Here is a 21470-nt window from a genome sequence, read left to right on the forward strand (position 1 = left end):
AGGACGAGAATAGGCTGCGTACCTATTCTCCGCCACCAAGCGAATGGACATAGACCGCGAGTTCCTTGGCCTTGATCTCGCCGAGACGCCCGATCCAGGCCGGCATGACGCCGTGCTTCGGCGCGCGGACCTGCGCGGCGATGGCTGTTTCGCCAGACCCGTATAGCCAGATCGCGTCGGTCAGGTCGGGTGCGCCGAGCTCTCTGTTGCCCTTTGCATTCTCACCATGACAGGCCGCACAATTCTCGGCGAAAACATTGGCGCCGAGTTCGATCAGGCTTGTGTCCTGAACAGGATCGGAGAGGCTTGCGACATAGGCGCCGACCTGCTTGATCTGATCCGTCGTGATGATGTCGCCAAAAGCAGGCATTTCCGACAGGCGCGTATCCGGGTCTGATGCGAAGCGGATGCCGTGCGCAATCGTCTGCTGGATCTGTTCGGCGTTGCCACCCCACAGCCAATCGTCGTCGTTTAGGTTGGGAAAACCCTTGGACCCTTGAGCGCCCGAGCCATGGCACTGCACGCAATTGACCTTGAACGCGGCGCCACCTGCGGCGACGGCGAATTCGCGTAGCGTATCGTCGGCAGTAATCTCGGAGACGGTCTTCGCCTGAATGGCAGCGACAAATTTACCCTTGGCCACTTCGGCCGCCGCCAGTTCATTCTTGACGTCCCTGCGGCTCGAATACCCCAGCACACCCCTGGTCGCGGAAGTCAGCATCGGCCATGCCGGATAGACGACGGTGTAGCCGATCGCCCAGGCAATGGTGATGTAGAAGGTGATGACCCACCAGCGCGGAAGCGGGTTGTTGAGTTCCTTGATGCCGTCCCACTCATGGCCGGTCGTCGAGATACCCGAAACCTCGTCGATATGCTCGCTGCCCATGATCAGTCGTCCTTGAGAGGAATGTGAGCGGCTCTCTCGGCTTGCCTGCGGCTGCCGGGACGAAGTGCAAAGGCAACGCATCCGAGGAAGAAAAGCGCCATGGCAAGCAGGCCCCAGCTGTCGGCAAACTCCCGCATGAAATTGTAGGTCATCGCCATTCTCCTCAGCGGTAACCGGCGGCTTCGTCATAGGTCCTGAAATCGACCAGCGTGCCGAGCATCTGCAAATAGGCGACCAGCGCATCCATTTCGGTGACCTGCTGCGGATCGCCGTCGAAGTCCCCAACCTTGGCTTTCGGATAGCGTCTCTCCAGGCCCGATGTGTCGGCATTCGCATCGGCCTGCGCCATGAGATCGGCATTGGCATGAGCGATCATGTCGTCTGAATAGGGCACACCGACACGGCTGTTGGCGATCAGATGCGTCGAGAAATCCTTCACCTCGATGGGCATGTCCTTCAGGAACGCGTAGCTCGGCATGATCGATTCCGGCACCACCGAACGCGGCTCGGTGAGATGCTGGACGTGCCATCCGTTCGAGTAGCGGTCGCCGACCCGGGCGAGATCCGGCCCGGTGCGCTTCGAGCCCCACTGGAACGGGTGGTCGTACATCGACTCGGCCGCCAGGCTATAGTGGCCGTAGCGCTCGACCTCGTCGCGGAACGGCCTTATCATCTGGCTGTGGCAGAGGTAACAGCCCTCACGCACATAGATGTTGCGCCCGGCGAGCTCGAGCGGCGAATAGGGCCGCATGCCTTCCACCTTCTCGATGGTGTTGTCGAGATAGAAGAGCGGCGCGATCTCGACGATACCGCCGATTGTTACGACCAGCAGGGACCCGAGGAGAAGAAGTGTGGCGTTCTTCTCGATGACCGCGTGTCTGTCCGTCAGGCCCATTTTCTGGCTCCTGATCGCACAGGCTGGAGGGCGGGGATGGAGCGCGGCATCGGATCCTCCTCGCGCTGGTAGCCGAGGATGGTCATGGCGATGTTCCAGGCCATGATGAGGGCGCCCGACAGATACATCGCGCCGCCGATGGCACGCATGATGTAGTAGGGATGCATGGCGGCGACGGTTTCGGCGAAGGAGTAGACCAGGAAGCCCTGCTCGTTGTATTCGCGCCACATCAGGCCCTGCATGACGCCGGAGACCCACATCACCGCGGCGTAAACGACGATCCCAAGCGTCGCCAGCCAGAAGTGCCAGTTGACGAGCCGCAGCGAATAAAGCCGGTCGCGATTCCATAACTTCGGGACCATGAAATAAATCGCGCCGAACGAGATCATGCCAACCCATCCGAGCGCGCCCGAATGGACGTGACCGATGGTCCAGTCGGTGTAGTGCGAGAGCGAGTTGACGGCCTTGATTGACATCATCGGGCCTTCGAAGGTCGACATCCCGTAGAAGGCGATGGCCATCACCATCATACGGATGATCGGGTCGGTGCGCAGCTTGTCCCAGGCGCCCGAGAGCGTCATCAGGCCGTTTATCATGCCGCCCCACGAGGGCATCCAGAGCATGATCGAGAACACCATGCCGAGCGTCTGGGCCCAGTCCGGCAGGGCGGTGTAGTGGAGGTGGTGCGGACCGGCCCAGATGTAGAGAAAGATCAAAGCCCAGAAGTGGATGATCGACAGCCGGTAGGAATAGACCGGTCGGTTGGCTTGCTTGGGCACGAAATAATACATCATGCCGAGGAAGCCGGCGGTGAGGAAGAAGCCGACGGCATTGTGGCCGTACCACCATTGCGTCAGGGCGTCCTGTACGCCGGAGAAGGCTGAATAGCTCTTGGAGCCCAGGAAGGAGACCGGCATCGACAGGTTGTTGATCACATGCAGCATTGCGATGGTCACGATGAAGGCAAGATAGAACCAGTTGGCGACATAGATGTGCGGTTCCTTGCGCTTCAGGATCGTGCCGAGGAACAGGATGAGATAGGCGACCCAGACAATGGTCAGCCACAGGTCCACATACCATTCGGGCTCGGCGTATTCGCGGCTCTCGGTGATACCGAGCAGGTAGCCGGTTGCCGCCATGACGATGAACAGCTGATAGCCCCAGAACACGAACCAGGCGAGATCGCCGCCGAACAGCCTGGCACGACAGGTCCGCTGCACGACATAAAGTGACGTGCAGATGAGTGCATTGCCGCCGAAGGCAAAAACCACGCCGGAAGTATGCAAAGGCCGCAGTCGGCCGAAATTGAACCAGGGCTGGATGTTGAGATCGGGGTAGGCGAGCTGCAGGGCGATGACCACGCCGACCAGCATGCCGACGACGCCCCAGAATACGGTGGCGATGGCACCGTAGCGGATCGGCCCATCCATGTAAGCGGCGGGGTCGATCGGAACTGCCGGCTTGAACTCCGTGTTGCGCAACAGAATCGCAGTGAAGCCAGCCACGGCGAAGAACAAAACCCACATATGCCGGCGAAAAGGTTCATCTACACCGAAGCCGGCAGCCACCAGGGCCGCAAACGCAAACAGGCTTAGAAGGACGATCTCTGTGCCGAATTTCATCGCAAGCCCCGATTTCCAATTCCGGCGGGCGCCAACCGCAGTGCCTTATTGCGCAGCCGTGGCCTGCTCGCCCTGATCCATGTCAGAGCCGCACGATTTTGCTTCGAGCAGCATCGAGTTCGGTGCGATCAGACTGGGGCGATCGAATGTGGAAGCGCAGCACCGGCCGCCACGCTTATGGACAGGCCCCGCGTCCCCGGTCGGGCCGGGTATGGAGGCGATCGCGGGCGTGTGGGGAAGCGCGCCTTCTGTGACGCTGGAAAGTAGGCCGATGCCTTGCCGAACGTCGATCGTTTCAATGCCTTGGGACATCCAGCGCCAGCGTTGCGCTGCCTTCGTGACATTCATGGTTCGGGGAGACGGCGATTTTCCCCTGCGTATGAGGCGTATTGACTTCGGCCGAGTGCAATCCTGCCTGGAACAGCCGGTTGCACGTCGAGCACCTCGATGATGGATGCTTCGCCGACGAGTTGGCCGAAACACACCTGGCTCAGGCGATCGGATGGAGAGCGGGCTGTCGCTATGCGGCTTCTTCTAAGCCCAACGCGAGCATGCCCTGCCCCGAACGAAATAAGTGACGTAGGCCATGCAGCTTCGGTGTCATTCAAACGGCGGTTGCGCCTCGGCCGCCGCAGCGCCGTTCCAGCCGGCTCATGCTGTCCACGGTGACACGGCGGTTGTTCTCGATCCGAATCACGCCGTCCATTCTCAGGCTGGTCAGCTGACGGCTCACGGTCTCGTTTGTAATTCCAAGGAAATCAGAGATGTCGGCACGCGTCATCGGCAGCTCGAAGCACGCCGACCTAGCCGCCGGGTCAACACTGGAATCGATGTTCCGGGCGATCATGAGGAGAAAGCTCGCCACCTTCTCCGGTGCGGTCTTGCGCCCCAGAGTCACCATCCATTCGCGTGCCTCGTCGAGTTCGTTCAGCGCCTGCTTGAACAGGCGATGCACAAATTCCGGTGATTCCTTCATCAACCGTTCGATGGCCGCTCTCGGAAACGAGCATAGCGAGACAGCTGTTGCCGCTTCCGCATTGATCGCGCTTTTCATCTTGAAGGGCCGTCCCAGAAAATCCGGCGCGAACTGGAGACCGACGATCTGCTGGCGGCCGTCCGAAAGGCTCTTCGTCAGCTTCACCACGCCTGAAAGCACGTTTGAATAACAGTCGACCGCCTCGGCGTCGCCGATCAGTTCGACCCCCGGCTCGATATTGTGCCGCGACGACGTCTTGGCGAGCTGAGCCAAATGGTCTGGTTCGAGCGCACCACAGACACCGCGGTGCCGTGCCTCGCAAGACAGGCAAAGAACGGGAATGCCGGAACTGTGAGTGTCCTGCCGTAATGTCATTCGATCGCTCTACCGGTCCAGTGCGGGCAGGATAGCAATCGACGGTAGAAAAATCCTTGCGGCAGTTTGTCCGTGCTGAACGTTGATCGAAATCAGGGCTTAGGCTCATCCAAGCATCCACAGTTCCGGCGACGCAAACACGGTGGACCACGACATGCGACTGGAGCTAGCTGCCAGACTTGGCGAGAACGTCCCGCGCTATACCAGTTATCCGACAGCGCCGCATTTTCATACAGGCATTGATGCTGCAATTTGTCGTGGCTGGCTGCAGGCGCTCAACGATGGCGATGAGATCTCGCTCTATCTGCACATCCCGTATTGCGACAAGCTTTGCTGGTTCTGCGCTTGCCACACCAAGCAGACACGCCACTACGAACCAGTGACCACATATCTTCGCTCACTGCATGCCGAGATCGCCACCGCCGCCGGTCTTGTCGCAGGCAAGGGCCGCGTGCGTGCCGTCCATTTCGGCGGCGGTTCGCCAACGATGCTCAAACCGGAGGATCTGGTGGCGCTGGGAGCCGTCCTGCGCAACAGCTTCACCTTTCTCCCCGGTGCAAAGATCAGCGTTGAGATCGGACCCAACGATATGGACGATGCCCGCCTCGATGCACTTGCCGAAATCGGCATGACCCGTGCGAGCCTCGGCGTCCAGGATTTCGACCCGAAGGTGCAGAAAGCGATCAACCGCGAGCAGAGCTTTCTGCAGACCAAGACGGTTGTTGATGGCGTTCGTTCGCGCGGCGTCGAATCCGTCAATCTCGATCTGCTCTACGGCCTGCCGCATCAGACCAGGGAGAGCGTCGCCTCCACGGTTGCACAGGCACTGACCCTGGAACCGGACCGGATAGCGCTTTTTGGCTACGCCCATGTGCCGTGGTTCAAGAAACATCAGACGATGATCGACCAGGCATGGCTGCCGGGTCCGGCAGAGCGGTTTGCCCAATCGCAATTGGCAGCGCGGGCGATCATCGACCAGGGATACGAAGCAATCGGGCTCGATCATTTCGCCAAGCCGGGCGATGGGCTGGCGCTTGCGGCCCGCGCCGGGACTTTGCACCGGAACTTCCAAGGCTACACCGAGGACCGCTGCGAGACATTGATCGGCCTCGGCCCATCGTCCATCAGCCAGTTTCGCCAGGGCTATGCACAGAATATGCCTTCGACCGCCGAGTATGGACGCATGGTTGCTGATGGCGGGCTGGCCGCTGTTCGGGGTATCGCGCTTTCTGACGACGACCGTGTTCGCGGCTGGATCATCGAGCGATTGATGTGTGACTTCGCCTTCTCGGCGATTGAGCTGGTGGAGCGCTTTGGCGAAGCCGGCCAAAGACTTCTCCTCAAGGCGAGTTCCACGGCCCTCCAAGATCCTGCGCGGTTGCTTGAACTTGATGGTGACCGCTTCGTCGTGCCTGCGGAAAGCCGGCCCTTTGTCAGGAGCATCGCGGCAAAGTTCGACAAATATTTCGAAATTGGAACGGCCAGGCACTCAGCGGCAGTCTGAGCACCGCAGAGGAACGGTCATGGTTCTCAGTCGATCGTGAACCGATTGCGCTACGTTTTTCACTGTTGACCGGCGACCGTCGTGTCAAGACAGGATTCGGAGCGGACCAGACGCGTCTTGGCATAGCGACGATATCGTCCGGTCGTGCCTTCCGGCGCCGTATTCCATTTCGCAGTCCCTGAAGCGCCACGTCGAGTCCGGCCTCTTTTCTGTATCGGAAGCAGTCGACAATCGTCCTGGCCAGATCATGGTTGTCGGCCGACAGCTCCCTTCGGCCTTGCAACGAGAATCCGCAAGGACCGTGCCAGCTGCAGCAGGCGCCGCCGGATCGCAACACCATACTATTCCACCCGTGGCTCGCGCTAACCTTTGATTGGTTCCCGCCAGGCCGACGCCCGTCGAAACCGAGCCTCGGCAACAATCCTAATCGTAAGCGGCTGGCCACGCTCTTGGTGCCGGTGGCAGAAGTCCGCAAGCACCCCGGCAGCGCCGTCAAGCGTGGGACAACCCGTCCACCCGAATATTCGTCGGCGCAGTTTCAGTGAAAAGCGGGCCTAGGCTACACAGCTCTCTTGTTACCCCAGAGCATAACGTGCAGCTGCGGCAGCACACGGGCTTCGAACCACCTGTCGCGGGTCACGCTATCAACCAGCCACTCCATGCGCTTCAATATTCCGTCAAGGTCGACAGGCGCGTCTTCATTTGCGGGGCGTGGGGGCGTGTGATTGCCGGGTTGCAGATAGATCGGAAGCCGCGGAAATCTCGCAGCGGCGTCTTTCGCGTAGGCGTAGTCACTTTCGTCGAAAACAATGAGCTTGAGCACGACTTGCGGCCTGCCTTGTGCCGCCTGGAGGCACGCCTCGAAAGCGGCCCAATCGGTCGTCATTTGGCTTGACGGCGGCTTTGGGCTGAGGACTAGCACGTCAAGGTCGGCAAACCAGTCCCTGGCCACCGAACCTTGGGTTTCCAGCGCAAAACGGTAACCTTCACCATGGCCTCGCTCGATGAGCGCGCCGAGCGGCTGGATGGCCGGATTGCCGCCTGACAGCGATACCATCAGCGGGCGGCCACCGGAAAGCGCAAGCACGTTTTGCCACACCGCGCCAATGGACATCATCTCCCATTCATGGCGGAATTGATTGTCCACCGCATGCAGGCTGTCGCACCACGAACAGCGATAGTCACACCCGCCGGTTCTGACGAAGACCGTCGGCAAACCGATGAGCACGCCCTCGCCCTGGATCGTCGGCCCGAAAATCTCACTCACGCGGATTGCGGGATGCGTATCGGTCATGGCCGGTATTCCGCCCAGGTTTTCGGCGTTTCGCTCACCCGCACGGCCGAGGTTTCGCGCAGGCGTGCCTTGCACCATTCATAAAAATGTCTGGCCAGATATTCCGCCGTGACTTGCTCATGTCCCAGCACGTCGTTGAGATGTCGATGGTCGAAGCTCTCGTCGATGTAGCGTTTGAATGGCGCCAAATCGTGATAGTCGCGCACGAAGCCGTTGTCGTTCAGTCCACTCGCTGAAAGCTCCACTTCAACGATGTAGTTATGCCCGTGCAGGCGCGCGCATTGGTGATCGGGTGGCAACGAGGTGAGCTGATGCGAGGCTGAGAAGTGGAATTCCTTGGTGATGCGGAACATTACGCGGTCCTCCTTCGCAGCGCATCGAGCCAGAAGTCGGAGTCCTCGTAGTCGGTGGGGTCCGGCTGCCCAGAGAGATGAAACGCCTCGCGCCGCTCGACGCAGGTCCCGCACCTCCCGCAGTGACGCTCGGCGCCCTTGTAGCAGGACCAGGTCTGCGCAAATGGCGTGCCGTATGCTGCTCCATTCCTAACAATGTCCGCCTTCGTGAGATTCACATAGGGTGCATAAATGCGAATTTTCGCGTAGCCGTCGAGCGCGTGGTCCTGCATCATCTGGAAAGCGTCGATGAAGGCCGGACGGCAGTCGGGATAAATGAAATGATCCCCACCATGCACGGCCGTCGCCACCGCGTCAGCGTCGTGCGCTGCGGCGAAGCCGAAGGCAATGGCCAACATGATGGCGTTCCGGTTCGGCACCACCGTGACCTTCATCGTGTCTTCGGCGTAGTGCCCGTCGGGCACGTCCACATTATCGGTCAGCGCGGAGCCGGAAAGGCCGCCGCCGATCTCGTGGATGTCGATGATACGGTGCGGGACGCTCAGTCGCTCCGCGCAAAGGGCGGCGAAGCCCAATTCCTTCCTATGCCGTTGGCCGTAATCGAAAGATAAGAGGCCGGCGAGTTCGTGCTCCGCTGCCACCTTGTGAGCAAGGGTGACGGAGTCCAATCCGCCGGAGCAGACGACGAGAGTCTTCATTGTTGGGTCCTTGTTTTAACCGGGTAGGCTGCGACCGGAGATTTCTCTGCGCTCCCAGTACTTCAGGAAATCCATTTTGTGAAGTGAACGGGGGACGAGTTTCATGCGCTGACGTGCAGCTGTGTGCAAGGCGCCCTCGGGTGAGCCTGCAAGGAACACTGACTAGCGAAACGTCACGCTTCAGCGGAATGCTCAAAGGCGAGCGCACCAGAATAAGCTCTGCAGCAGGTCCGGACCTTCGTAAACAAAGTTCTCGACGATCAAGCGCCCGGCGGTCCCGAGCTTCGAGGGACGCCACCGCGAGGGTTTCAGGTACAAGACGGCCCGAGGATGGGCTTGCCGCAAGAGAACGGACTTACCAGTGGGATGTTCAGCGACGCCGATGCAGATGTCTGGAATGATCACGACATCGAATGTCGCGGCAACTTTGGCTGGCCTGCTCCTCGGGTTCCGTAGATCCAGCGCATTCCGCTTCAGGATCGGTTCGAACCGGAGCACTCCCTCGGTCAATGGACGTCCGGCAACAACCTGAATGATCGTCGTGAGCCGACATCTGTGAACAAGCGGTGTGGTCGATTGCTATCACCCATGTGTTGCGCGCAGGTACCTTATGGCAGTGGATGAACTGGATTTGATGGTTTTACAGCTGGCGGTCGAAAGCGTCCGCTCGCTCTCCTTAAGCTTCGCTGAAAAGGCCGCCGAGGTAGCCACCAGGAGCCGCGGCATCCTGCTTTTCGACGTGCGGGTCGACGGTGATGCGGGGGTCCAGCGGGTCGCAGCCATCCGATATCAGGGCGACCAGATCGGCGTGCTGGCGTTGGACAGACAGGGCCTTGTTACCCACCATTGCATCGTCAACGGTACGTTCTCACATTTCATTGCGCCCTTGGAGAACTGGCACAGCATGCCCCTGTCGATGCAGGCCAAGATCGATGCCAACGGCCATGCCAGTCTCTTCCTAGGGGCCTTGCGAAATGCCGGACATTTGCTGGGCAGCTAGCATTTGGCCAGCATGCATCTGTGAATTTTTGCATGCGCATCGCTGCCGACACCGCCGGCATGATTGTCGTGCTCGAAAACGGCTGCGGCGATCGCGGCAAAGCGATCGCCGCGATGATGGCGATCTACGCATGGGCGTTGCATCGATGCGCGATCGTTTAGACAGAGGTCTCCGCCTGGCATCGAGCAACATGCACGGAGGTACGCAAAGCGCAAAATGCATCAAGTATTTGAAGGGACGAGCCCCTCGCGCAAATGGAGCTTGCGCTGCCGTTGTCGTCCCATCGTGCCGCCGAAATCGGGGGCGTGACGATCGACCACGATGGCCTATTTTTTTGCAAAGTCGAATGTCCCGATACCGAACCCAAGGAAAAAACTCCGACCACAGCGAAGAATAGTAACAACACGGGCGACGCAAGCCGCCTTGCCCTCTAGCAGGGGAGGTGCTTGCGGTGCTCTCACCGACACAAGATCGCAAATGGCACGTGGGTGAGCACCAGAACTGGCGACACGCATGGTGATCGGCTTGACTCGCTGGAGGAAGCACAAGGCCTCAGTGGGCGGAGGCGCCAGCGACGGTCGAATACTGGCTGGCTGCTCGGGATCTGATCGGAAATGACGTAGGATTTGGTTGCTTAAGCCGATCCGAACCATTTCCCGGAGACCACACCCACCATGAACGATCTTGCGCTGCCGCTGAGCGGTTTGTCATCAGTCGGCGGCAAGTCCGTCGTCGCCCGTTTCGCGGCGGCATGCTGTCGTCCAACAGCGGCGTTCTGGCCTTGGCCGAGGTGGAAAAGCGGTTGCGGGTGGCCGAGCGTCTGGCGCGTTGCATCGACGATCCGCGCTGCCCGGACCAGGTCGTCCACAGCCTGGCGGACATGATCGGCTTTCGCATGAAGATGATCGCCGCCGGCTACGAGGACGGCGACGACGCCAACCGGCTGCGCCGCGATCCGGTCTTCAAGATGGCCCAGGATGCGCTGCCGTCGGGTCGGGATCTGGCGCGCAATCGACGCTGTGCCGGCTGGAGAACCTACCCGGCGTGCGGGAGCTGGTCGCGATGGGACGGGCGATGGTCGATCTCTATTGCGCCTCGTTCCGGCAGGTGCCGAAGCGGATCGTACTCGACATTGACGACACCTTCGACGCTGTGCACGGAGGCCAACAGCTTCGCCTGTTCAATGCCCACCATGACGAGTACGGCTTCCAGCCGATCGTCGTGTTCGATGGTGCGGGACGGTTCGTCAGCGTGATCCTGCGACCGGCCAAGCGGCCGAGTGGGGCTGAGATCCGCCCCCACCTGCGCCGTCTGGTGCGGGCGATCCGGATCAACTGGCCGAACATTCGAATCCTGCTCCGCGGCGATAGCCATTATTGCAACCCGCAGGTCATCGACTGGTGCCGCGCCAACGACGTCGACTTCATCTTTGGCCTCGCGCCCACCACGACCCTGCGCAAGCATGTCGCGGATCTGGAGGCCAGCACGACGGCGCGCTTCGAAGCGTCGGCCAAGACAGGCAAGGTCCGCAGGTTCAAGGAGTTCGTTGACGGCGCCCGCGGCGCGGCCGGGCCGGCAGCACTCAGGCGACTATAACGGGCGCAGAGCCGACCCTGCGGCTTCCAGACATTGTCGTGTACAGCTTCAGACCCTCAAGCCGAGCCCGCAGGGCCTCGCTTACCTTTTACGGGGCGGCGGTACGTCCAAGCCGCTTCAACAGTTAAGAATTTCGCAAAGACGATACCCCCGGATCGTCGAGCTTCCGCTGCCACTTCCCGCATTCGCCGAGGCGGTCAATGACCCGCCCTTCACAATAGTTATCCGGCAAGCATCTGGATGCGAGAGATAATGTTGCCGGAGGCATCTCTCATGGCTTCTACACCTGCCTGAACGCCAGAACCGCGTTCGTGCCGCCAAAGGCGAAGGAGTTGCTCAGTGCCACGCGCACCTTGCGCTCGCGTGCCACATTGGGCGTGACGTCGAGATCGCAATCGGGGTCCAGCTCACGATAATTGGCAGTCGGCGGCACGACGCTCTCGCGGATAGCCATCACGCAGGCGATCAACTCGAGCGCGCCGGACGCGCCGAGGCAATGCGCGTGCATGGACTTGGTAGAAGAAATGGACATTGAGAAGGCGTGCTGACCGAAGACGCGCTTGATCGCCGCCGTCTCGATCTGGTCGTTGGCCTTGGTGCCGGTGCCGTGCGCGTTGAGATAGTCGACATCCTCGGCGTCCAGCCTGGCATCGGCAAGGCAGGCCCGCATTGCTGCCTCCGGCCCCTCGACAGTCGGCGCGACGATGTCGGACGCATCGGCGGAAAGGCCGGCACCGGCAATTTCGGCAAGGATGGTGGCGCCCCGAGCCAGGGCATGCTCGTAGCTTTCCAGCACCGCCATGCCGGCGCCTTCACCAAGCGACAGGCCCTGGCGATCGGCCGAGAATGGCCGGCAAGTATCGGGCGAAAGCACGCGGATCGCTTCCCATGCCTTCAGCACACCCCATATGAGCGGCGCTTCGCTGCCGCCGGCAAGCATCACGTCGGCCCGGCCGAGCCTGATCTGGTCCACCGCGCAGGCAATCGCATGGTTTGCCGAGGAACAGGCGGACGTGACGCCGAACACCGGCCCGCGCAGACCAAGACTCATGCTGACCTGGCCGGCAGCGGCACCCGGCATCGCCTTGGGTACAGTCAAGAGAGCGGCACGCTTACCGCCCAGAAGGATGGCGCGGTAGGTTTGCTCGATCGCATCCCACCCGCAGCCGCCAACGCCCACCGTCGCACCGAAGCGATAGCTATTTCCCTCTTTGGAGGAAAGTCCGGCCTGACGCATGGCTTCGCGCGCCGCAAGCACAGCGAGCAGGCTGAAGCGGTCCATGGAGATGAGTTGCTTGCCGTCGATGTCATGCTCCGGCAGCGCCTTGATCTCGGCACCGATCCTGACCCTCAATTCATGGAGCTCGGAGTTGACGATTGGGCCGATGGCGGAGCGGCCTTCTCGCATCTCTGTCCAAATGGCGGCGGCGTTGGTCCCAAGCCCGCAAATACCGCCAATCCCAGTAATCACGACGCGCCTGTCCATTCACACCCCCTTAGCGAGCAAGCTGCGCACGGCTTCCACCATGTCCCCAACATTCTGGAGATCCGACCATGCCTCGGCCGTATTCATCTCGATCTGGATGCCGTAGGCCTGCTCCAGGTCCCAGAGAACGTCCGCCAATCCCAGTGAATCGATACCGAGCGAAGTCAGTCCCGTGGCAGCCGTTATCTCGCCGCCTGTGGCAGGCGCTATGCCGCCCTCCGACGCGGCGCGCTTCTTGATAATGGCGATTATTTCGTTGGCGAGTTGATCTGCCATCTTGTTCCTTTCCAGCTTGCGTTTTCGGCGTCGTTCAAAACCCGAGTCGCGTCGCGTTGCCAAAATTGCCCCTCATAGAGCCTGTGCGACCGACCAAGCCCAATGCCCATAGGAACCGGACGAGTTCCGGCTTCTGCGGCGTCAGCCCGATGACGAAGAAAAGTCGCCGGCCCCCCGCTTTTGCGCCAGCACATCAAGAATCTGCGTGTAAATGGATAGGAACCGTCGTCAAACGTCAGCTAAACGCTGCGACGGTGGGTGCTGTCAGCGTATTCACTCGGCACCTCATATGTAATCGAGATGTTTCATAGCTCCGGACCAGTTGCGATCAACTATTGTACCGGTCCGCCATTCGTCGGAGAGTTCGACATGATCGGAGCGCTGCTTCTCATTCCCAGTACAATCTCCACCGCACGCGACAGATTTCCTCTTTCGGGCTCTTCTCAAGGGACTCGCCACGCGATAGAGGCAGTAATCGGCGCACGTGAGGTCCTGCCAAGTCCATGCGACATTCCGGAAAATTGGTAAAATCGTTTGTTTCAATCAAATGCATCCACGCTATGGATAGCTAAGACATGCGTTTCAAAGGGCTCGATCTGAATCTTCTCGTCGTTCTCGACGCGCTGCTGAGCGAGCGCGGCCTCACGGCGGCGGCACGCCGCATCAACCTAACCAAATTCATGGGGGTTGGTGGATGTGGCGCAAGCCGTTGAAATGACGTAGGATTTGGTTGCTTAAGCCGATCCGAACCATTTCCCGGAGACCACACCCACCATGAACGATCTTGCGCTGCCGCTGAGCGGTTTGTCATCAGTCGGCGGCAAGTCCGTCGTCGCCCGTTTCGCGGCGGCATGCTGTCGTCCAACAGCGGCGTTCTGGCCTTGGCCGAGGTGGAAAAGCGGTTGCGGGTGGCCGAGCGTCTGGCGCGTTGCATCGACGATCCGCGCTGCCCGGACCAGGTCGTCCACAGCCTGGCGGACATGATCGGCTTTCGCATGAAGATGATCGCCGCCGGCTACGAGGACGGCGACGACGCCAACCGGCTGCGCCGCGATCCGGTCTTCAAGATGGCCCAGGATGCGCTGCCGTCGGGTCGGGATCTGGCGCGCAATCGACGCTGTGCCGGCTGGAGAACCTACCCGGCGTGCGGGAGCTGGTCGCGATGGGACGGGCGATGGTCGATCTCTATTGCGCCTCGTTCCGGCAGGTGCCGAAGCGGATCGTACTCGACATTGACGACACCTTCGACGCTGTGCACGGAGGCCAACAGCTTCGCCTGTTCAATGCCCACCATGACGAGTACGGCTTCCAGCCGATCGTCGTGTTCGATGGTGCGGGACGGTTCGTCAGCGTGATCCTGCGACCGGCCAAGCGGCCGAGTGGGGCTGAGATCCGCCCCCACCTGCGCCGTCTGGTGCGGGCGATCCGGATCAACTGGCCGAACATTCGAATCCTGCTCCGCGGCGATAGCCATTATTGCAACCCGCAGGTCATCGACTGGTGCCGCGCCAACGACGTCGACTTCATCTTTGGCCTCGCGCCCACCACGACCCTGCGCAAGCATGTCGCGGATCTGGAGGCCAGCACGACGGCGCGCTTCGAAGCGTCGGCCAAGACAGGCAAGGTCCGCAGGTTCAAGGAGTTCGTTGACGGCGCCGCTAGTTGGAGCCGCGTCGAGCGCATCATCGCGCGGGTCGAGGTCGGCGCCCAAGGTGGCGATATCCGCTTCGTCGTCACCAACCTTGCCGGTGGGAAGGCCAAGGCGCTCTACGAGGATGTCTACTGCCGGCGCGGCGCGGCCGAGAACCACATCAAGTCGTGGAAGACGCATCTTGCCGCAGACCGCACATCCTGCACCAGAGCGACGGCCAACCAGTTCCGGCTATTCCTGCATGCCGGTGCTTACTGGTTGATGTGGGGCTTGCGGGCCGCGATGCCGAGGCGCTCGAGCTTTGCCGTCGCCCAATTCGACACGCTGCGATTGCGCCTCATCAAAATCGCTGCGCGGGTGGTCGAGATGAAATCGCAAATCCGCCTGCACCTGCCGACATCGTGCCCCGACCAGCGCATCCTGCGCATCGTCCTCGATCGCATCCCCCAACTCGCGACATAACAATGGGGGCAGACGCCCCGAAACGAACCCGTCGACCGCAACCTGCAAACCCTCGCCTGCCATCACGACGGAGCAATCCCGGCGCCTGACGAGGCGCGTGGAAAAGCACCGCAACGGCGACCACAATGTCGCTTCAGGCCGTCAAAAGCTTATCGCCGTGCATCAAGGCGGCTAGAAGCGCGCCGGCAGCCTGGCGGGGGGCTTGGGGTTGGACTGCCGGCGCACGCCACTCATGAAGAGCGGCCCCTTTTTGCGGTTCCGACACCCATAGTCAACCCGGCAGCGTCTGGATGCCCGCTGTGCTCTTTTCAGAGCGGCTCGCGATGCCGGCCATGTCGGCCGATCCTGCCTAGGATGGGGGGCCACTCTCGTCGGCCGAGTTGATGCTCCAGCCAGTATCGCCTTGCCGACCAGCATGGGTTCGCCGTTAGCAATCCATCCTCGCGAGCCAATGCTATCGTGCACGTGTCGCAGCACTCCGGGCGGCTATATCGCCTAAGACAGCATGACGAAGCGTTCCAACTTCCTGTTCGGCGAGCCCGTGTGCAGTTCCTGACTCGGACAGTGGACGAGAATTCTCTTGGCGGTACTGCGCCAGAAGGCATTCGCGTCCAACGGAATCAAGCGACGACTATCAGCCGCAAACGTCACATCACAAGAGCGGTCTTCCACCCATTGCAGATTATCCGACTGATCAGGCGGCGTCCGATATGTCCGACTCTGCCTCAAGAATTCCCACAGGTATGGACAGCGATCTCGCTATCCGATTCCGATAGCCCTTATTGTACTTTAGACCCCGCTCGATGTTTTGGATTTCCTGAGCGGCAAGCCCGCACGCGACCGCGAGGTCCTCGATTGAATACCCAAGGTGCTCACGATAAGCGCGGATGATGTGGGTCCCCTGCGACATAGCCGTCAAGACTGGCTCGGGAATGCGCGAATCCTTCATAAACATCTCCAAGAAGATGGGAGCGCCTGACAAATCGGGAGATTTCTTCCCCGACCCTGGCGCACACCCAGCAAATCAAAAAAATGGACGTCCATTCGGCCGGACCGGCCTCATCCATGGAATGGGCCACTTGAAATTGGCAGCCGGGTCGGAATATGGCGGCTCACCTGCTTTTGATCAAGTTCTAAGAACCTGCCCGCCATGAGATGGCCTGATCGGCTGTAGCGCATTCGACCTGCGATCCTACACGACTCATTCTCCCCGATGGCTTTCTTGAACAGCAACTCGAACTCTCACTGACGCCTCCAGTGGCTATTCGCGGCACCGTCCACCCAGCCTCGCGGACGCTGATACCTTCGACCAATTTCCACCGCGGATGCAGCGAAGATGGACAAGCATCGCTACCTATAAAGGTTCACAATCACTCGACCGTGACCGATTTTGCGAGATTGCGCGGCTGGTCTACGTCTGTGCCCATGAAGAGCGCCGTGTGGTAGGCAAGAAGCTGTATCGGCAGCGAGAAGATCATCGGCGCGATAATCTCGTCGACAGCCGGCAACACGAGCGTGTGCATGGTGTTGAGTTTCGATGCGGCTGCCCCTTTTTCATCGGTGATGAGGATAATCCGCCCTCCACGGGCAGCCACTTCCTGCATGTTGGAGACGGTCTTGTCGAAAAAGCGATCATGGGGCGCGATGACGATCACTGGCATGTTGTCGTCGATCAATGCGATCGGACCGTGCTTCAATTCACCCGCCGCATAGCCCTCGGCATGGATGTAGGAAATCTCCTTGAGCTTCAGCGCACCTTCCATCGCTAGCGGGAAACTGGTGCCACGGCCGAGATACAGGACGTCACGACACTTTGACAGTTCGCGCGACAGGAACTCGATCTCCGGCTGGATGCTGTTGAGTACCTGGCCCATGACGCGCGGCACTTCGGCGAGGCTCCTGACGAGCGCCTGCAGCTCGTCTTCGGTTACGGTCCCGCGGGCTCTGGCGGCGCCGATGGCGAGTGCGGCTAGAACCGCAAGCTGGCAGGTAAACGCCTTGGTGGAGGCGACGCCAATCTCCGGTCCGGCAAGGATCGGGAAGACCGCATCGGCCTCCCGAGCGATGGTCGATTCGCAGGCATTGACGATAGCGCCAATTTTCAGCCCACGCTCCTTGCAGTACCTCAACGATGCGAGCGTATCAGCGGTTTCGCCGGACTGCGAAATGAAAAGAGCCGCGGACTGCGGCGACAACGGGATCTCGCGGTAACGGAATTCGGACGCAACGTCGATTTCAACCGTCAGGCGCGCATAGCGCTCGAACCAGTATTTTCCGATCAGTCCGGCGAGATAGGCGGTCCCGCAGGCCGAGATCGCCAAGCTCGGGATCCTGGCGAAATCGATGCCAGAAACCGTGTCGGCGCGATTTTCTATGATGTTGCTATAGTGACGGAGAGCATGGGCGATGACTTCGGGCTGCTCGTAGATTTCCTTCTCCATGAAGTGGCGATGGCTGCCCTTGTTGGCCAGATCGGTCGCGGCCGTGGAGGTATGGCGCGGACGCTCGACGGGATGGCCGTCGAAATCGAAGATATGGGCGCCCGAATTGCCGACAACGGCCCAGTCGCCCTCGATGAGATAGGTAATTTCATTGGTGAAGGGAGCGAGCGCGATCGCGTCGGAGCCCAGGAACATCTCGCCGTCGCCGTGACCGATCGCCAGCGGTGGTCCGTTGCGCGCCGCCATGATGGTCGACGGATCATCTTCGAAGAGGACGGCAAGCGCATAGGCGCCCCTGACGCGTTTCAGCATGGCACGCATCGCCTCTTGCCGCCTCATGCCCTCCCGGCGGTGTCTTGCCAAGAGATGCGCGACGACCTCGGTGTCGGTGTCAGTCTGGAACTCGGCGCCAGCCGCCGCCAATTCGTCCTTCAGCTCGGTGAAATTCTCGATGATCCCGTTATGGACGACGGCGACACCGTCGGTAAAGTGCGGGTGCGCATTGCGTTCCGTCGAGGCCCCATGGGTTGCCCAACGCGTGTGGCCGATGCCGATGTTGCCGCTCAGCGGCTCTTCCTTCAGTCTCCTCTCGAGATTGACGAGCTTGCCCTCGGCGCGCCGGCGGTGCAAGGCACCTTCGGTGATCGTCGCAACGCCGGCGGAATCATAGCCGCGATATTCCAAACGCTTCAATGCGTCGACCAACCGATCCGACACCGGCTGTTGCCCAACGATGCCAACAATCCCGCACATGTTCGTCTTCCCATTCTTGCCGGCAGCTTCAGCCCACGCGAGACGGATACCCATCCGGCCGCTTTCATTGGGGATCTTGTAGTAGTATTCGGTAATATTGGTATAATTGATTGTAGGGATAGCTATCATCCACCCCATGGATAAGCCGCGTTTGGGGCCCTGATCTAACTTCCTCGTTGCGCCTGACGTCCTCATGACCGAACGCAAGCCCACACCCCGCGGCACGAAGGACCAATCGGCCATGCGCGATCATCCCGGCCACGCACCTGACCACGAACCGCCGCCGCTCGTGGTCACGCGGTGATCGGCATGATCACACAGCACTGTAGTTAGGCAGCATCAGCGACGCATGGTCGGCATCATCATCATCGGCAACGTCGGCGCCGTCGGCATGATTCACGTGTTCGTCACGTTGATCATAATCATCGTCGCCGCCGATCTAGTTTCTGATTGCCTGCCGCTTTGACGCTTTCGCCGGTAGAGCTTAGCCCGCGATGGCCTATCAATACGCTGTTAGTCGGCATAGCCGAAACCGAGAGTCAGGCGGCGCAGGCACAGAGCACGTTCAGCGACCGTTTCAGTCAGCGCCGGCTTTGTCGGGGTTCGTAACGGTCATCAGGATTCTCGGGGCATGAATGCACTATCACGAAAACGTTGGTTCTCAGTGCTTCGTCCGTATTACTCAAACCCGATTCCCGCAGCGGAAGAACTAGGCGCGTGTCACGTCTTGTACAAGGCACAATAGCAGTGAGAAATGGAGATTGATGCCTGCGCGTTTTCGAATAAGACAATCACCAAGCTGTCACCCGAATTACATCAGGAACTGTCTATAGCCGCCGCCCATCAGGTAGCGGCCACGTTGGATGGCGCGACGCACCTGATCGCGAAGATGGCTACCTGGATGAGACCAATCTTCTTCGACACGGCGTCTCCCGAACAGGGCAATGGCGATCTCCTGATGAGATGCTCCCGCAAGCGAGCCATCCAAAGCCTGGAGCACGATACGCAGACGCGCTCCGCGGGGTTCCGGCGGAAAGCAAGCAGCTGCCAGGCGGCCGCAACCATTGATGTCGTTCAGGAACTGAAGGGCAGCGACATGGAACTTCAGGTGCTGCGGCTGCACGATCGCGTCGACATATAGCCGCAACGGGCGGAGAACGGATGCACCGGAAAGGGCGATCTGCAGACTCCGGCAGTCCTCCCTCAGCAGCACGTGCTGCACGCCGGCAGGTGTCAGCAGGATGTCCTTGCAGCATGAGAGCGAAGGGAGATCAAGCGGTTCAAAATCGTGGTCGAGCCCAACCGGCTCCGCGGCCGCTCGTAGAATACGGGCGCAGTCGCGCGGATCCCAAAAGACCCTTGCCGACGTAGCGTCCGACTGTGGCGCGTCCGCGAAAAAGGAGGCTCCATTGTCTTAGGAAAGATGATCCTGTCGTCAACTCGAGTATGTTCATGTCGGCCTGGGCTCCGACAATGCAGGCGGACGGTGCCATTTTGGCGTGGTCGCGCTGGAATTGTGGATTGCGCCGAAGAAACTCCCAGGCCCAGGCAGTGCGTGGCAATCGTCTGGCGTAGTGGTAAGCTTCGTGACGACGCCAGTCCGGCCAGCATACAAGACCGACCGTCGCTTCCTTGGGCAGACCAGCATCCTTCACGGCTCAGGTGTCCACAATGCCGACGGGCCTAGAACCGGTTGCCACAGTACCGGTCCGCTCAGACGTCCCCTGCTGCGGATGCGCAAAAGGCTCGCGCGGGAAATCTCGAGAAACCCGGCCACCGCCTCCGTTTTGCCGACGGACTTGGGTTGTCCGATGCGCGACAATGGCCACGTCGCGAGGCGAAGGATCCGTTCCATGCGCGTGTCCGTCACCGTTACTATCCGGGTCAGATCCTTGGCCAAGCCGAACTCGATCATGCCCGCGAAGAGCTCGTAGGTTGCCTGGGCCAGTCCGCCCGCTGCCTTGGGCGCCGACGGAGGAAGATCGAGCGCGAAACGACTGCTCTCCCATATGTCGGAGGTCGAGGGCACGACGTCAGCACCCAGCAGCACCGGGAACGTGTCGCGCAACATTGTGGGTCCGGTGCTGGGCAAAAGACGCACGCAACCGCGAATTCGCCAGTCGGATCCCTTGAGGAGCAGATAGACAGGCTTCAGACCATCAAACGGGTCTGTTTCCATCTGGTCTTCGGTATCAACTTCCCAATCGAGCCTTTCCTTGAACACCCGAAACCTCAGCCCGTGCATCTCTTTGAGCTCGCTTGCGAACTCGTCGTAAAGGTCTGGTGTTATCAGCTGCATCATGGTCGCCTCCGTGCGGGAATGTGTTCCCGCCATCGAAGGGCAAAGCCGGCAGCGATGCAGCCTGTAGAGGTTTACAGCTATCGTGGCCGACGAATCAGGATCTCGCCTGGCCGGAGGCAGCCAGTCGTGCAACGGCCTGGTTGATCGTTCGAACGCCAAGCTTTGCCTTGGCGTTTTCCAGATGAAAGGTCACGGTGCGCTTTGAGACGCCGAGAAGCTGGCTGATAACCCAAGCCGACTTGCCGCGCGCCGCCCATTTCAGGCACTCGAACTCCCGCGGGGTGAGCGTTACACCATCCACCACGCGATCGTCGGCGAGCCTGCGCCGGACATGGATATGAAAGTTGATGGCGACCAGCTGCAATGCTTTTTCGTAACGTGTCAGTGACCGCAACAGAGGCGGACGGGACTCGTCGGAAGCAAAGGTCAGGGCAGCAAACCGGCCGCGATGATCATGCATGGACATCGTCAGGCCGCCGCGGATGCCAAACTCAGCCGCACTCTCCAGAATTTGTTGCTGCGAATTCGGCAGACAGTGCCGAGCGCGATCCACACCCCAATCGAAGGTATCCCAGCCTTGCAGCCCGCGCAGGATGACCGGATCAAGACTGTGGTACCGCTGTTGCAGATAACGTGATGTCCAGGATGAAGGATAGTTTGAGATCAATTGCGGGGCGTCGCCGGAGGCCGACGGGTAAGTGAAATAGGCGAATAGCGGAAAATCGAAGCCGGCTGCAGCGGATGCCATTGCCTCACGGAGATCGGCAGCATCAACACTTGCAGACAGTTGCTCGACGAAGTTCTCAAACACGCGATGCATTTGCGCTTTGCGTAACCTCCGTGATCGCTCGATGCCAGGCAGAGACCTTGTTTTAAACGATCCCGGACGGATACAGCGCG

19 protein-coding genes and 4 pseudogenes are annotated in these 21470 nt (G+C 60.4%); 7 read left to right on the forward strand and 16 right to left on the reverse strand.

The window, feature by feature from the left end; all coding sequences use genetic code 11:
• Window positions 1-22: 22 nt before the first annotated feature.
• From ccoP to NKI41_RS17305, 5 genes are all read right to left on the reverse strand, one after another.
• The gene (gene ccoP, locus NKI41_RS17285) at window positions 23-886 is read right to left on the reverse strand and encodes a cytochrome-c oxidase, cbb3-type subunit III (RefSeq protein WP_352516163.1); all 864 of its coding nucleotides are present in this window, start codon (window positions 884-886) and stop codon (window positions 23-25) included.
• Between the two features lie 2 nt (window positions 887-888).
• Window positions 889-1038, reverse strand: a complete 150-nt coding sequence (locus NKI41_RS17290) for a cbb3-type cytochrome c oxidase subunit 3 (RefSeq protein WP_023679629.1) — start codon at window positions 1036-1038, stop codon at window positions 889-891.
• A gap of 11 nt (window positions 1039-1049) precedes the next feature.
• Window positions 1050-1781: a cytochrome-c oxidase, cbb3-type subunit II gene (gene ccoO, locus NKI41_RS17295; protein WP_352684177.1), complete on the reverse strand. Its 732-nt coding sequence runs from the start codon at window positions 1779-1781 to the stop codon at window positions 1050-1052.
• Window positions 1772-3403 carry a cytochrome-c oxidase, cbb3-type subunit I gene (gene ccoN / locus NKI41_RS17300; RefSeq protein WP_352502732.1) on the reverse strand — a complete coding sequence of 544 codons (1632 nt, stop codon included), beginning with the start codon at window positions 3401-3403 and terminating at the stop codon, window positions 1772-1774. The genes ccoO and ccoN overlap by 10 nt, the downstream gene beginning before the upstream one ends.
• A 604-nt stretch (window positions 3404-4007) precedes the next feature.
• A complete protein-coding gene (locus tag NKI41_RS17305) occupies window positions 4008-4754 on the reverse strand; it encodes a Crp/Fnr family transcriptional regulator (protein ID WP_352516160.1) in 747 nt (248 codons plus the stop codon).
• 154 nt (window positions 4755-4908) lie between these two features.
• On the opposite strand from NKI41_RS17305, the gene hemN reads away from it, so the two are divergent.
• The gene (hemN, locus tag NKI41_RS17310; protein ID WP_352684179.1) at window positions 4909-6258 is read left to right on the forward strand and encodes an oxygen-independent coproporphyrinogen III oxidase; all 1350 of its coding nucleotides are present in this window, start codon (window positions 4909-4911) and stop codon (window positions 6256-6258) included.
• A gap of 559 nt (window positions 6259-6817) precedes the next feature.
• Here hemN and queE read toward each other — a convergent pair.
• The 3 genes from queE to queC are packed head-to-tail and all read right to left on the reverse strand — an operon-like array spanning window position 6818 to window position 8603.
• Window positions 6818-7552 (reverse strand): 7-carboxy-7-deazaguanine synthase QueE, encoded by a 735-nt coding sequence (queE, locus tag NKI41_RS17315; protein ID WP_352684181.1) that lies wholly within the window; start codon window positions 7550-7552, stop codon window positions 6818-6820.
• The gene (queD, locus tag NKI41_RS17320) at window positions 7549-7905 is read right to left on the reverse strand and encodes a 6-carboxytetrahydropterin synthase QueD (RefSeq protein WP_352529523.1); all 357 of its coding nucleotides are present in this window, start codon (window positions 7903-7905) and stop codon (window positions 7549-7551) included. The genes queE and queD overlap by 4 nt, the downstream gene beginning before the upstream one ends.
• Window positions 7905-8603, reverse strand: a complete 699-nt coding sequence (queC, locus tag NKI41_RS17325; RefSeq protein WP_023679622.1) for a 7-cyano-7-deazaguanine synthase QueC — start codon at window positions 8601-8603, stop codon at window positions 7905-7907. Before queC ends, queD begins: the two co-directional genes overlap by 1 nt.
• A gap of 610 nt (window positions 8604-9213) precedes the next feature.
• On the opposite strand from queC, the gene NKI41_RS17330 reads away from it, so the two are divergent.
• The 4 genes and pseudogenes from NKI41_RS17330 to NKI41_RS17345 form a co-directional block, all read left to right on the forward strand.
• Entirely contained in the window at window positions 9214-9603 is a 390-nt protein-coding gene (locus tag NKI41_RS17330; RefSeq protein WP_023722055.1) for a hypothetical protein, read from the forward strand.
• 32 nt (window positions 9604-9635) lie between these two features.
• Window positions 9636-9764, forward strand: coding sequence for a hypothetical protein (locus NKI41_RS17335; protein WP_352684183.1), 129 nt, complete (start codon window positions 9636-9638; stop codon window positions 9762-9764).
• A gap of 513 nt (window positions 9765-10277) precedes the next feature.
• Window positions 10278-11160 (forward strand): annotated as a pseudogene (locus tag NKI41_RS17340) (IS1380 family transposase); the annotation flags it as partial.
• 168 nt (window positions 11161-11328) lie between these two features.
• Window positions 11329-11493 (forward strand): annotated as a pseudogene (locus NKI41_RS17345) (LysR family transcriptional regulator); the annotation flags it as partial.
• On the opposite strand, the gene NKI41_RS17350 reads toward NKI41_RS17345, so the two are convergent.
• Together NKI41_RS17350 and NKI41_RS17355 are read right to left on the reverse strand one after the other, a co-directional pair.
• The gene (locus NKI41_RS17350; protein ID WP_352453892.1) at window positions 11480-12685 is read right to left on the reverse strand and encodes a beta-ketoacyl-[acyl-carrier-protein] synthase family protein; all 1206 of its coding nucleotides are present in this window, start codon (window positions 12683-12685) and stop codon (window positions 11480-11482) included. The pseudogene NKI41_RS17345 and the gene NKI41_RS17350 overlap by 14 nt on opposite strands.
• Window positions 12686-12961, reverse strand: coding sequence for an acyl carrier protein (locus NKI41_RS17355; RefSeq protein WP_352458906.1), 276 nt, complete (start codon window positions 12959-12961; stop codon window positions 12686-12688).
• 575 nt (window positions 12962-13536) lie between these two features.
• On the opposite strand from NKI41_RS17355, the pseudogene NKI41_RS17360 reads away from it, so the two are divergent.
• Both NKI41_RS17360 and NKI41_RS17365 read left to right on the forward strand, forming a co-directional pair.
• Window positions 13537-13638 (forward strand): annotated as a pseudogene (locus NKI41_RS17360) (LysR family transcriptional regulator); the annotation flags it as partial.
• A 97-nt stretch (window positions 13639-13735) separates the two neighbouring features.
• Window positions 13736-15074: pseudogene (locus NKI41_RS17365) on the forward strand (IS1380 family transposase).
• Window positions 15075-15768: 694 nt separating this feature from the next.
• Here NKI41_RS17365 and NKI41_RS17370 read toward each other — a convergent pair.
• The 6 genes from NKI41_RS17370 to NKI41_RS17395 form a co-directional block, all read right to left on the reverse strand.
• Window positions 15769-16029: a helix-turn-helix domain-containing protein gene (locus NKI41_RS17370; protein WP_352496595.1), complete on the reverse strand. Its 261-nt coding sequence runs from the start codon at window positions 16027-16029 to the stop codon at window positions 15769-15771.
• 415 nt (window positions 16030-16444) lie between these two features.
• A complete protein-coding gene (glmS, locus tag NKI41_RS17375; protein WP_352680895.1) occupies window positions 16445-18268 on the reverse strand; it encodes a glutamine--fructose-6-phosphate transaminase (isomerizing) in 1824 nt (607 codons plus the stop codon).
• 811 nt (window positions 18269-19079) lie between these two features.
• Window positions 19080-19490 carry a DNA -binding domain-containing protein gene (locus NKI41_RS17380; RefSeq protein ID WP_084643024.1) on the reverse strand — a complete coding sequence of 137 codons (411 nt, stop codon included), beginning with the start codon at window positions 19488-19490 and terminating at the stop codon, window positions 19080-19082.
• 58 nt (window positions 19491-19548) lie between these two features.
• The gene (locus NKI41_RS17385; RefSeq protein WP_352684185.1) at window positions 19549-19923 is read right to left on the reverse strand and encodes a transcriptional regulator domain-containing protein; all 375 of its coding nucleotides are present in this window, start codon (window positions 19921-19923) and stop codon (window positions 19549-19551) included.
• Window positions 19920-20570, reverse strand: a complete 651-nt coding sequence (locus NKI41_RS17390) for an acyl-homoserine-lactone synthase (RefSeq protein WP_352458529.1) — start codon at window positions 20568-20570, stop codon at window positions 19920-19922. The genes NKI41_RS17385 and NKI41_RS17390 overlap by 4 nt, the downstream gene beginning before the upstream one ends.
• 94 nt (window positions 20571-20664) lie before the next feature.
• Window positions 20665-21390, reverse strand: a complete 726-nt coding sequence (locus NKI41_RS17395; RefSeq protein WP_352496586.1) for a LuxR family transcriptional regulator — start codon at window positions 21388-21390, stop codon at window positions 20665-20667.
• Window positions 21391-21470 lie beyond the last annotated feature (80 nt).

Origin of the sequence: Mesorhizobium sp. M0601 (genome assembly GCF_040320845.1) — a bacterium.
Taxonomy (GTDB): domain Bacteria; phylum Pseudomonadota; class Alphaproteobacteria; order Rhizobiales; family Rhizobiaceae; genus Mesorhizobium.

Excerpts from the sequence above, each read along its gene's own strand:
- NKI41_RS17305 (WP_352516160.1), bottom strand. The coding sequence starts at position 4,754 with ATGACATTACGGCAGGACACTCACAGTTCCGGCATTCCCGTTCTTTGC.
- ccoP (WP_352516163.1), bottom strand. The coding sequence starts at position 886 with ATGGGCAGCGAGCATATCGACGAGGTTTCGGGTATCTCGACGACCGGC.
- queE (WP_352684181.1), bottom strand. The coding sequence starts at position 7,552 with ATGACCGATACGCATCCCGCAATCCGCGTGAGTGAGATTTTCGGGCCG.
- NKI41_RS17390 (WP_352458529.1), bottom strand. The coding sequence starts at position 20,570 with ATGATGCAGCTGATAACACCAGACCTTTACGACGAGTTCGCAAGCGAG.
- NKI41_RS17370 (WP_352496595.1), bottom strand. The coding sequence starts at position 16,029 with ATGTTTATGAAGGATTCGCGCATTCCCGAGCCAGTCTTGACGGCTATG.
- queC (WP_023679622.1), bottom strand. The coding sequence starts at position 8,603 with ATGAAGACTCTCGTCGTCTGCTCCGGCGGATTGGACTCCGTCACCCTT.
- queD (WP_352529523.1), bottom strand. The coding sequence starts at position 7,905 with ATGTTCCGCATCACCAAGGAATTCCACTTCTCAGCCTCGCATCAGCTC.
- ccoO (WP_352684177.1), bottom strand. The coding sequence starts at position 1,781 with ATGGGCCTGACGGACAGACACGCGGTCATCGAGAAGAACGCCACACTT.
- hemN (WP_352684179.1), top strand. The coding sequence starts at position 4,909 with ATGCGACTGGAGCTAGCTGCCAGACTTGGCGAGAACGTCCCGCGCTAT.
- NKI41_RS17335 (WP_352684183.1), top strand. The coding sequence starts at position 9,636 with ATGCGCATCGCTGCCGACACCGCCGGCATGATTGTCGTGCTCGAAAAC.
- NKI41_RS17350 (WP_352453892.1), bottom strand. The coding sequence starts at position 12,685 with ATGGACAGGCGCGTCGTGATTACTGGGATTGGCGGTATTTGCGGGCTT.
- NKI41_RS17330 (WP_023722055.1), top strand. The coding sequence starts at position 9,214 with ATGGCAGTGGATGAACTGGATTTGATGGTTTTACAGCTGGCGGTCGAA.
- NKI41_RS17355 (WP_352458906.1), bottom strand. The coding sequence starts at position 12,961 with ATGGCAGATCAACTCGCCAACGAAATAATCGCCATTATCAAGAAGCGC.
- ccoN (WP_352502732.1), bottom strand. The coding sequence starts at position 3,403 with ATGAAATTCGGCACAGAGATCGTCCTTCTAAGCCTGTTTGCGTTTGCG.
- NKI41_RS17290 (WP_023679629.1), bottom strand. The coding sequence starts at position 1,038 with ATGACCTACAATTTCATGCGGGAGTTTGCCGACAGCTGGGGCCTGCTT.
- NKI41_RS17395 (WP_352496586.1), bottom strand. The coding sequence starts at position 21,390 with ATGCATCGCGTGTTTGAGAACTTCGTCGAGCAACTGTCTGCAAGTGTT.
- glmS (WP_352680895.1), bottom strand. The coding sequence starts at position 18,268 with ATGTGCGGGATTGTTGGCATCGTTGGGCAACAGCCGGTGTCGGATCGG.